The sequence below is a fragment of the Nocardioides insulae DSM 17944 genome (assembly GCF_000422825.1).
Classification (GTDB): Bacteria; Actinomycetota; Actinomycetes; order Propionibacteriales; family Nocardioidaceae; genus Nocardioides; species Nocardioides insulae.
Genome location: NZ_KE383930.1, coordinates 68,277 through 74,459, shown reverse-complemented (window position 1 = coordinate 74,459; position 6,183 = coordinate 68,277). Strand labels below are relative to the sequence as shown.

6 protein-coding genes, 1 pseudogene and 1 riboswitch are annotated in these 6,183 nt (G+C 70.4%); of the genes and pseudogenes, 2 read left to right on the top strand and 5 right to left on the bottom strand.

The window, feature by feature from the left end; all coding sequences use genetic code 11:
• The 5 genes and pseudogenes from G515_RS0118665 to G515_RS23415 form a co-directional block, all read right to left on the bottom strand.
• Positions 1-322 (bottom strand): annotated as a pseudogene (locus tag G515_RS0118665) (hypothetical protein); the annotation flags it as partial.
• 66 nt (positions 323-388) lie between these two features.
• Positions 389-1,123 (bottom strand): hypothetical protein, encoded by a 735-nt coding sequence (locus G515_RS22370; RefSeq protein ID WP_157571198.1) that lies wholly within the window; start codon positions 1,121-1,123, stop codon positions 389-391.
• Positions 1,124-1,149: 26 nt separating this feature from the next.
• Positions 1,150-1,902: a DUF5058 family protein gene (locus G515_RS0118655; RefSeq protein ID WP_028661374.1), complete on the bottom strand. Its 753-nt coding sequence runs from the start codon at positions 1,900-1,902 to the stop codon at positions 1,150-1,152.
• A 41-nt stretch (positions 1,903-1,943) separates the two neighbouring features.
• A riboswitch (glycine riboswitch) is annotated at positions 1,944-2,040 on the bottom strand.
• Positions 2,041-2,392: 352 nt separating this feature from the next.
• On the bottom strand, positions 2,393-3,691 hold the full coding sequence (locus tag G515_RS23970; protein ID WP_051218600.1) for a peptidoglycan DD-metalloendopeptidase family protein: 1,299 nt from the start codon (positions 3,689-3,691) through the stop codon (positions 2,393-2,395).
• A 213-nt stretch (positions 3,692-3,904) separates the two neighbouring features.
• On the bottom strand, positions 3,905-4,054 hold the full coding sequence (locus G515_RS23415; RefSeq protein WP_157571197.1) for a hypothetical protein: 150 nt from the start codon (positions 4,052-4,054) through the stop codon (positions 3,905-3,907).
• A gap of 232 nt (positions 4,055-4,286) precedes the next feature.
• Here G515_RS23415 and G515_RS0118640 point away from each other — a divergent pair, with 232 nt between their 5' ends.
• Both G515_RS0118640 and ilvA read left to right on the top strand, forming a co-directional pair.
• Complete coding sequence (locus G515_RS0118640; RefSeq protein ID WP_051218599.1) at positions 4,287-4,565, top strand: chorismate mutase; 279 nt, start codon at positions 4,287-4,289, stop codon at positions 4,563-4,565.
• A 198-nt stretch (positions 4,566-4,763) separates the two neighbouring features.
• Positions 4,764-6,014 (top strand): threonine ammonia-lyase IlvA, encoded by a 1,251-nt coding sequence (gene ilvA / locus G515_RS0118635; RefSeq protein ID WP_245565478.1) that lies wholly within the window; start codon positions 4,764-4,766, stop codon positions 6,012-6,014.
• Positions 6,015-6,183: the final 169 nt, after the last annotated feature.

The following is a 6,183-nucleotide window of genomic DNA, read 5'->3' as shown; positions in this document are numbered from 1 at the left end:
GGCCGGCCTCGGTGCCGCTCTCGAGGTCGGGGTTGCGCTCGGTGGAGCTGGCCTCCTGGCTCAGCGAGGCCAGGGCGTCGTACTCGCCCAGGAACCCGATCACGGGCGCGCCCGAGCCCCACTCGGCGGAGAAGGCGGTCGGTACGCCGCCGGCACCCTCGGTGATCCGGGCGCCGAACTCCTCGGCGGCCTCGATCTGCTTCTTCATCGACTGGTGCTCTTCCCACCGCAGTTCGGGGTGGGCCCAGATCTCGTCGCTGAGTCGGGTGAAACGGGGGCCCAGCTCATCGATGAGCGGAGCGATCTTCGATACGGACGTCATGGTTTCCTCTCGTGTCGTCCTCGTGAGGGTAAAGGGATGTCGCGGCGGCCAGGACCGCGGGTGGGATCAGCTGAGATCCTCGGCCTCCAGCTCCTCGGCATGTTGGTGCTTGTTCCCGCCGGGCAGGAAGAGCGCCAGCAGCACCGTGGAGACCACGGCCAGGACGATCGCGAAGTAGCCGATCACCGGGAACAACGGAGTCAGCACGAAGACCACCACGGCGCCCACGGCGACCGCGATGATCAGTACCCGGAGCTGCAGGTTGCTGAAGACCATCTGGACGATCGCGCCGCCCATCACCGCCGGGAGGACGTAGACCTGGACGGTGGAAGTGACCTCGTCGGGGATCACCCGGAGGAGAAGGGTGCCGAAGATCCCGACGAGGACGAGCAGGCCGAGGAGGTGCGTCGTGGCCGCGCCGCAGATCGCCAGGACGGCGGTGAGCTGACCACGCCGCGTACCCGGCTTCGCGTCGATCGTGGACTGGGCCACGATCGCGGAGGGGAGCAGCTTGTTCGAGATGTTGCCGATCATGAATGCCTGGTACATCGAGGCCGGGCCGAGGATCGGGAAGTACGACAACGGTTCGACGAACCACAGGATGCCGAACACCGAGGCGATGGCCAGGAAGGAGCCGAGCGTGGCGAGCGGTTCGAACCCGACCTGGAAGGCCAGGATCACGGGGCCGGCGAGCATGACCACGATGGTGGCCAGCATGGTGATGCGTCCCCAGCGGGACGTCGTGCGGTCGAACTCGGCCCAACTGTCGGCGGCGGAGCGGTCTGCAATCGTCTGAGACATGATCAGGGTCCTCTTCGTCGGGGCGGTCAGGCGATGCCGGCTTGGGTCAGCAGCAGGCCGGTCACGAGTCCGCAGAGCAACGAGATGCCCAGCCCCCACTCCCGCAGCCAGTGCTGGTTGAAGGACTTGGCGATGAACAGGCAGATCGCCATCACCAGGGCACTCGCCGCGGTGACCAGGGCAGGACCCATGCCGGCGGCGATCTGCTGCAGGCCGAAGGTGCCGAAGGCGCCCAGCAGTGCCGCACCGGGCACGATCGCCATCGCGGTGGCGCCCTTGCCCGCTGACAGTCGCTCGGTGCCGCGCTTGAGGAGCGGCGTGGCGATCAGGGTGACCACCATCCACATCGCACCGGCGAGGCTCATCGCGAGCAGGGAGGTGGCGAAGATCTGCTGGGTGTAGTCGTCCCCACCCAGTTGGGCGTCCTGGGTGTTCGCGGCGATGCCGGCGGCACCCACCTCGTAGGCGGCAGAGCCGATCAGACCGATGCGCACCAGCACGGCCGGTGTGCCGAAGACGCTGATCAGGGTGATCGCGATCAGGCAGACCGCCAGCGACGGACCGATGGAGGCGACCATGCCGGCGCGGTAGGCCTTGATGCTCTCCTGGCGGGTCAGACCGGCCTCGGGCCCGGCCTTCCGGGCTGCGCGGAAGTAGATGATGCTCTGCAGACCGATGACCACGAAGACGCCGACCGCGGTGACCCACAGATAGGGCTGGTTCGCGATCGCCAGGATGTCGGTCGACGAGGGGTCGACAGCAGTATGAGGGGTGAACATGAGGGGTACTCCTCGGGAGAGTGACAGCGCACGGGCTGATGAATACCCACTCTGTCCGGGAGCCTGAGAGATTCCGCGCCGTTCGGCGCTACCCCTTCGGCGGGCTCGGGGACCGAGCCACTCTCCAGAGTTCCTCAGCAGACGGGTCCGGATGCCTGAGAGATTGTGGGTGCTTGCCCCTTCGGCGCTCGCGTAGCGAGGCTCTCCCCGGCTGCTGGTGTGGCACCGTCTCTTGTGGAGTCGGCGTGGTGGATGCGACTGCATCCGGACGTCACGATGCGGATGTGCGGTGAACGCCCCAGGCTGATCGAAAAGCGAATTGCGTGCGTCGAAGGTATGGGGAATCCCGGGCGGCGTCTACGGGTCGACGCGTTAAATCGTGACGCCGGTAACAGCGGACGACCGCGTCGGAGCGTGCCGGGGGAGCGTGGAACCGGCGGGTGGTGCGCTGTCCACGCCCCGAGAAGTTTTACCCCTCGGAAGGGTCGTGTCAGGGCTGGAGGCCCTGGTGGACCATCGCGGTGTAGGGGTCGACCGGGTCGCCGCCGCCGGGGCGGACCTCGACGTGCACGTGCGGGCCGGTCGAGTTGCCGGTGGAGCCGACGTAGCCGATCACGTCGCCGGTCGCGACGGTGTCACCCGGGCTGACCGCGAAGGAGGTCTGGTGGCAGTACCAGATCTCGGTGCCGTCCTCGAGGGTGATGATGGTCTGGTTGCCGTAGGAGCCTTCGTAGCCGGTCGAGGTGACGGTGCCGCCGGCGACCGCATGGATCGGGGTGCCGCTCGGGGCGGCGAAGTCGAGACCGGTGTGGGTGCTGGCGTAGTAGGAGCGCGAGAGCCCGAAGGTGTTGGTGATGTGGTAGACCCCCGCCTCGACCGGCAGGCCCCACTGGTTGGCCTTCAGCTTCGCCGCCTGCCCGCTGGCCTGCTGGTCGAGCTGGGTGAGCGCCTGCTCGCGGTCGGCGGCCAGGGTCTCGGCGGCCTCGGCCTCGTCGGCGCTCGTATCGGTGCGGGAGAGGTTGCGGCTGATGGTGGGGTTGCGGTCGGACTCGGCGAACTCGGCCCCGACCGAGCCGGAGGCGGTCACGGCACCGGACGCCTGGATCGGCGCGGCCGTGGCGGTCTCGGCCTGCTCGCCGGTGGTGCTGAGGGCCCCCACCGCGGCCACGCTGAGAGTCGCCACGCCGACCACGATCGGCATCCCGGGGCGGCCGCGTCGGCCCCGTCGGGCGGTGTCCTGCTCGGCACGGCGTCGGCCGACGTACTCACCGGTCGAGACGAGGGGGGCGAGCTCGCCCCCGCCGTCGCGGACCCATGGCATCGCCGTAGTCGGGTCCTCGGCGAAATCGCTCTCGCCCCAGGCTCCCTGCGTGGCGTGGCGCGCCACGATCGCGTCGAACTCGGCAGTGATCTCGCCGGGCAGCTCGTCGCGGCCGACCCGCTCCAGCGGCCGGGGGTGGGCTTGGGCAGGTGCGGAAGGAGCTCGGGTGGCCGCCGGTGCCACCGACCGACCGGTCGCGGTGAGCGGCTCCGCAGGCTTCGGCGCCGGGGCGACCCGCTGCGGGGCGATCGGCGCGGGGGCGACCCGCTGGGAGGTGACCGGAGCCGGGGCGAGTGGGCTGCTCCCGCCCGGGACGTCGCGGCGGGCCCGCTTGCCGACGTACGGCGTGGAGGGCGGGGTCTCGACCGGCGGGGCATCGCGGCGGGCGCGCTTGCCGACGTACGGCGTCTCCGGGGAACCGGTGCCAGGACGGTGGTCCGGCTCGCAGTTCGCTCGGTGGGCAGCCATGAATACGTGTCTCCGCTGGTCGGGGGGTGTGGCACGCGACAGCACTCCCCCCGGGGCACCGCGACGCGTACGTCAGGGAAGACCATAACTGCTCTTGTGGAGACGGCAACTCGTCATCCCCAGGGCCTCAGCACTCTCAGGCGGGCGGGTGTGAGATAGCGCACAACCGCTGGCGCAGTGCTGACCCGGTCCGGAGGCCCGCCCCGGATGGGGTCACTGATCGACCCGTCCGGCACCTGCCGGCGGGGTCGGCTCGACCTCGTCTGCGGGCGTCCGGCCGACGGCGGCGAAGACCAGCAGGGCGAAGGTGAGACCGCCCAGGACGAGGAAGACCACGGCGGCCAGGACACTGTTGCGACTCATCGGTTCCCCTCGGTGAGGGTCGGGCGGTGGTGATCGGGCACGGGGCGACGACACCTCGGAGCGGCCGGACGGGTGCCAGATACCTGCCGCACTCGGACTCCGGCCTGTGCAGATGGGACGGTGCGAGCTACCCGGCATGACGCGAGCCGGCTTCGGTCGGCCCACGGAGCGGATCGATGCGGCACCGCCGGCGCGCGTCGGGGAGGATGGTGGGGTGAGTGCTGAGAGTGCGATGGACGAACTGCTGCGCCTGCGGGGCAGCATCGACAACCTGGACGCCGCCCTGGTGCACCTGCTCGCCGAGCGGTTCAAGTGCACCGAGGCGGTCGGGAAGCTCAAGGCCCGGGCCGGGCTGCCGCCCGCCGACCCCGATCGCGAGGCCGTGCAGATCGCCCGGCTCAAGGAGCTGTCGCAGAGCAGCGGGCTCGACCCCGACTTCGCGGAGAAGATCCTCAACGTGATCATCGCCGAGGTCATCCAGAACCACCGCCAGTTCGCCCAGGAGGCCTGAGAGGCGACGCTGCGTCGGCCGCGTCGTCGCACCTCGACGGACCTCCGCCCCCTTCGGCACGCAGCCTCGCCGGCGCCCTCACCTGGCGACACTCGCGGCGGCGACGATCGGGGTGTCCGGGCTGAGAGTCAGGACACCTCCGTCTCGCGGCTCGGCGCCCGCTGTGACCGCTGGCCGCGGAGGGTGGACACTGGCGGGGTGATCGTGACGCCTGAGGACGTGGCCCGCGCCGCCGAGCGCACCATCGCCACCCGCACCCCGCTCGACGCCTCGCAGCGCCTCTCGGAGCGTTACGGCATCGAGGTGGTGCTCAAGCGCGAGGACCTCCAGATCGCCCGCTCCTACAAGGTGCGGGGCGCCTTCCACCTGATGAGCGGGCTCTCCCCGGACGAACTCGCCCGTGGAGTGGTGTGCGCCAGCGCCGGCAATCACGCCCAGGGGGTCGCGATCAGCTGCGCCCGTCTCGGCGTACGGGGTCACATCGTGGTGCCCACCAACACTCCCAAGCAGAAACGCGACCGGATCCTGGCGCTCGGCGGCGAGGCGATCACGCTGAGCCTGGTCGGCAAGACCTACGACGAGGCCAGCGCCGCCGCCCACGAGATCGCGGACAGCACCGGCGCGACCTACGTCGCCCCCTTCGACGACCCGCGCACCATCACCGGTCAGGGCACCGTCGGGTTCGAGATCACCCACGCCCGCCACGAGCCGCTGGACGTCCTCATCGTGCCGGTCGGCGGCGGCGGCCTGCTCGGCGGCGTGGCCACCTGGGTCAAGCACGCCTGGCCCAGCACCCGGATCATCGGCGTCGAGCCGGTCGGAGCGGCCTCGATGACCGCCGCCCTGGCCGCCGGCGGCCCGGTCCGGCTCGACCAGCTGGACACCTTCGTCGACGGTGCCTCGGTCGGGCAGGTCGGCGATGCGCCGTACGAGATCGCCCGTGACCTGGTCGACGACGTCGTTGCGGTCGAAGTGGGCGCGGTCTGCAGCGAGATGCTGGAGCTCTACCAGACCGACGGCATCATCGCCGAGCCCGCAGGCGCGCTCGCCAGCGCGGCGCTCAGCCTGGCCGAGACCGGCGCGATCGACCTGGACGGCGTCACCAGCGTCGGCGCGATCGTGAGTGGCGGCAACAACGACGTGATGCGCTACCCCGAGGTCGTTGAGCGCTCGCTGGTGCACCGGGGGCTGCGGCACTACTTCCTGGTCAGCTTCCCCCAGGAACCAGGCGCCCTGCGCGGCTTCCTCGACCACGTCCTCGCCGAGGGGGAGGACATCGTCGTGTTCGACTACATCAAGAAGAGCAACCGGGAGACCGGCCCCGCCCTGATCGGCATCGACCTGGACAGCCCCGAGGGACTCCCCGGCCTGCTCAAGCGGATGGACTCCTCGCACCTGGTGATCGAGACGATCCCCTACGACTCCCCCCTCTTCACCTTCCTGCACTGAATTCTTATGGCGCGAGCGTGTCTGCGCCGGCGTTCCGGAAGACAGGAGCGTGGCACGCCGGCTCTCGCCACGCTGCCGCGCGGGTTTTACGGCGCGAGCGTGTCTGCGCCGGGCGTGCCGGAAGACAGGAGCGTGGCACGGCGGCTCTCGCCACGCTGCCGCGCGGGTC

What these genes read in the sequence shown, in the direction of transcription:
- G515_RS0118655 (WP_028661374.1), bottom strand. Translation starts at nt 1,902, where the DNA reads ATGTTCACCCCTCATACTGCTGTCGACCCCTCGTCGACCGACATCCTG.
- G515_RS0118640 (WP_051218599.1), top strand. Translation starts at nt 4,287, where the DNA reads ATGGACGAACTGCTGCGCCTGCGGGGCAGCATCGACAACCTGGACGCC.
- G515_RS22370 (WP_157571198.1), bottom strand. Translation starts at nt 1,123, where the DNA reads ATGTCTCAGACGATTGCAGACCGCTCCGCCGCCGACAGTTGGGCCGAG.
- G515_RS23415 (WP_157571197.1), bottom strand. Translation starts at nt 4,054, where the DNA reads ATGAGTCGCAACAGTGTCCTGGCCGCCGTGGTCTTCCTCGTCCTGGGC.
- G515_RS23970 (WP_051218600.1), bottom strand. Translation starts at nt 3,691, where the DNA reads ATGGCTGCCCACCGAGCGAACTGCGAGCCGGACCACCGTCCTGGCACC.